The 3,021-nt window shown below is 74.9% G+C and carries 4 protein-coding genes; 3 read left to right on the forward strand and 1 reads right to left on the reverse strand.

All coding sequences use genetic code 11. The features are described 5' to 3' along the window. The first annotated feature begins 91 nt into the window (after positions 1 to 91). Genes ESO86_RS14455 through ESO86_RS14465 form a run of 3 tightly spaced genes read left to right on the forward strand, consistent with a single transcriptional unit; the run spans position 92 to position 2,206 of the window. A complete protein-coding gene (locus ESO86_RS14455; protein ID WP_129235620.1) occupies positions 92 to 538 on the forward strand; it encodes an FAS1-like dehydratase domain-containing protein in 447 nt (148 codons plus the stop codon). Continuing rightward, positions 538 to 984: a MaoC family dehydratase gene (locus tag ESO86_RS14460; protein ID WP_129235621.1), complete on the forward strand. Its 447-nt coding sequence runs from the start codon at positions 538 to 540 to the stop codon at positions 982 to 984. The genes ESO86_RS14455 and ESO86_RS14460 overlap by 1 nt, the downstream gene beginning before the upstream one ends. Before the next feature lies 1 nt (position 985). Next, positions 986 to 2,206, forward strand: coding sequence for a UDP-N-acetylmuramate dehydrogenase (locus ESO86_RS14465; protein WP_129235622.1), 1,221 nt, complete (start codon positions 986 to 988; stop codon positions 2,204 to 2,206). Between the two features lie 42 nt (positions 2,207 to 2,248). On the opposite strand, the gene ESO86_RS14470 is transcribed toward ESO86_RS14465, so the two are convergent. Continuing rightward, on the reverse strand, positions 2,249 to 3,021 hold a 773-nt coding region (locus ESO86_RS14470), incomplete at its 5' end, for a diacylglycerol/lipid kinase family protein (RefSeq protein WP_129235623.1).

Here is a 3,021-nt window from a genome sequence, read left to right on the forward strand (position 1 = left end):
CCTGCTCGGCGGCCTGCTGGGCGGCGGCAAGCGCTGAGGCCGCGCTGACGCTGCGCGGAGCGGCGCCGAGCGCCCTGCGTAGACTGGCACGGTGCCAGTGAACCCCGAGCTGCAGGGGCGCGAGTTCGCGCCGACCGCGCCGTACCTCGTCGGCCGCGAGAAGGTGCGCGAATTCGCGCGCGCCGTGTTCGCGGCCAACCCGATCAACCACGACGTCGACGCCGCGCGCGCCGCGGGCCACGCCGACATCGTCGCGCCGCCGACCTTCGCGGTCGTCGTGCAGGAGCACACGCTCGCGCAGCTGCTCGCCGAGCCCGACGCGGGCATCGACTTCACCCGCGTGGTCCACGGCGACCAGCGGTTCACGTCGACGCGGCCGATCGTCGCGGGCGACGAGCTCACCGCGACGCTCACGGTGTCGAGCGTCAAGACCCTCGGCGCGCACTCGATGGTCACCGCCGAGTCCGTGATCACCGACGCGGAGGGCGCGCACGTCGTGACCGCGATCTCCACCCTCGTCGTGCGAGGAGACGACTGATGACCGAGACCGTCGCGGCCCCCGCCGCCCCCGACTTCGACGCGCTCGCCGTCGGCGACGTGGTCGCCGAGCGCGAGTTCCACCTGACGCGCGACTCGCTCGTCCGCTACGCGGGCGCATCGGGCGACTTCAACCCGATCCACTACCGCGACGACGTCGCCGCGTCGGTCGGCCTCCCCGGCGTGCTCGCGCACGGCATGCTCACGATGGGCCTCGCCGTGCAGCCCGTCGTCGACTGGGCGGGCGACCCGGGTCGCGTCGCCGACTACCAGGTGCGCTTCACCCGGCCCGTCGTCGTCGACCCCGAGGCCGGGGCGGATGTCTCCGTCACGGCGAAGGTCGGCCAGCTCGACGCCGAGGCGCGCGCCGCGCGCGTCGACCTCACCGTGACCTTCGAGGGCGCGACCGTGCTGGGCAAGGCTCAGGTGCGCGTGGTGCTCGCCTGACATGAGCGAGCCGGGCACCACCGAGGGAACCGTCGAGCAGCACGGCGTGCCGTTCTCCGACCTCACGACGCTCCGCGTCGGAGGGCCGATCGATCGACTCGTCACGGCGACCCTGCAGCGCGAGCTCGTCGACCTCGTCCGCGAGGCCGACGCGTCGGGCGGGCGGTGGATGGTCGTCGGCGGCGGCTCCAACCTGCTCGTCGGCGACGACGGGTTCGCGGGCACCGTGATCCGGATCGCGACGAAGGGCATCGAGGTGCTCCCCGGCGCCGGGCCCGGAAGCGTGCACCTGCGCGTGCAGGCCGGCGAGGTCTGGGACGAGCTCGTCGCCTTCACGGTCGAGCGCGGCTTCTCCGGGCTCGAGGCGCTCAGCGGCATCCCCGGCTCGGTCGGCGCGGCGCCCGTGCAGAACATCGGCGCGTACGGCCAAGAGCTCTCCGACGTGCTCATCGGCATCGAGTTCCTCGACGAGGGCGCCGAACGCCCGCGCCGCATGTCGGCCGACGAGCTCGAGCTCGGCTACCGCACCTCGGTGCTGAAGCAGGGGCTCGCCGGGGTCGTCGTCTCGATCGAGATCGCCCTGCACGACACGACCGCCGAGCGCGAGGTGCTCGGCCAGGCGCTCGGCACTCCCGTCGCGTACGCCCAGCTCGCCGGCGCGCTCGGCGTGCAGCTCGGCGACCGCGTGCCCGTCGCCGACGTCCGCGACGCGGTGCTCGCACTCCGGTCGGGCAAGGGTATGGTGCTCGACCCCGACGACCCCGACTCGGTGAGCGCGGGCTCGTTCTTCACCAACCCGATCGTCTCGGAGCGCGTCGCGCGCACGCTTCCCGGCGACGCCCCGCGGTGGTACCTCGAGCCGGACGAGCCCGACGAGGTCGTGCCGCTCGCCGAGCTCGAGGCCCAGTCGCCGCTCGACGCGTTCCTCGCGCACCAGGCCGAGGTCGAGGCCGCCGAGGCGCACGCGCACGCCGACCCGGGCGAACCGCTCGTGAAGCTCTCGGCGGCGTGGCTCATCGAGCACAGCGGCATCCGCCGCGGGTTCGCCCTGCCGGGGTCGCGCGCGGCGATCTCGTCGAAGCACACGCTGGCGGTGACGAACCGGGGCGGAGCGAGCGCCGAGGAGCTCGCCCAGCTCGCGCGGTTCGTGCAGGGGCGCGTCCAGGCCGAGTTCGGCATCGTGCTGCACCCCGAACCCGTGCTCGTCGGCGTCGAGCTCTAGGCCGCGGGCCAGGCGCGCGCGCCGTGCCGCAGCGGCGGACCGTCAGCGCGCGGCATCCGCACCGGACCTCGTCGCCGACGGCCGGTAGACGTCCACCGCGCCCGGCATCACCCGGATCCGCGTGCGGTACCCCGGTGCCGACAGGTCGGCGGTGGCCGCGGCCGGCGCCTCGAGCGCGACCTCGCCGTCGTGCACGAACCCGGGCGGCCGTCCGTTCCTCGGCCGCACGTCGACCGTCAGGTCTGCGGTCGCGAACGCCTCGACCCGCTCGGGCACGAGTCGGAGGGCTCGAAGCACGGCGGCCGTCCGCTGGCCGAACGCGAGCGCCGCGATCGCGCCGGTCCGCGAACCGCGGTGCAGGACGCGCACGTCGAGCAGGCCGTCGTCGAGTTCGCGCCGTTGCAGCGGCGCATGGATGCCCCGGTCGTTGCGCCCGACCCCGACGAAGAGCGCCCAGACCTCGGCGCGACGGCCCCCGATCACGACCGCGACCGGCTCCGACCGCCGCAGCACCCGTTCCGCGGCGAAGATCCCGGCGAGCCACTTCCCGAGCCGCGGCCGCACGCGCTCGCGCAGCGCGATGACGTCGGGATAGACCCCGACCGACGCGGAGTTCATGACCGTGATCGGCGCGGCGTCGCCGAACGCGAGCTCGGCGACATCCGCCCGCACGCCCTGGCCCGCCTGCAGGGCGTCGACCGCGTCGTCGACGGACGCCAGGCCCACCGTGCGCGCGAAGTGGTTGAACGTGCCGCCCGGAACGACGAGGAGCGGCACCCCGGCGCCGCGGGCCGCGTGCGCGACCGCGCCGACCG

Source organism: Agromyces binzhouensis, from assembly GCF_004135055.1.
GTDB lineage: Bacteria > Actinomycetota > Actinomycetes > Actinomycetales > Microbacteriaceae > Agromyces > Agromyces binzhouensis.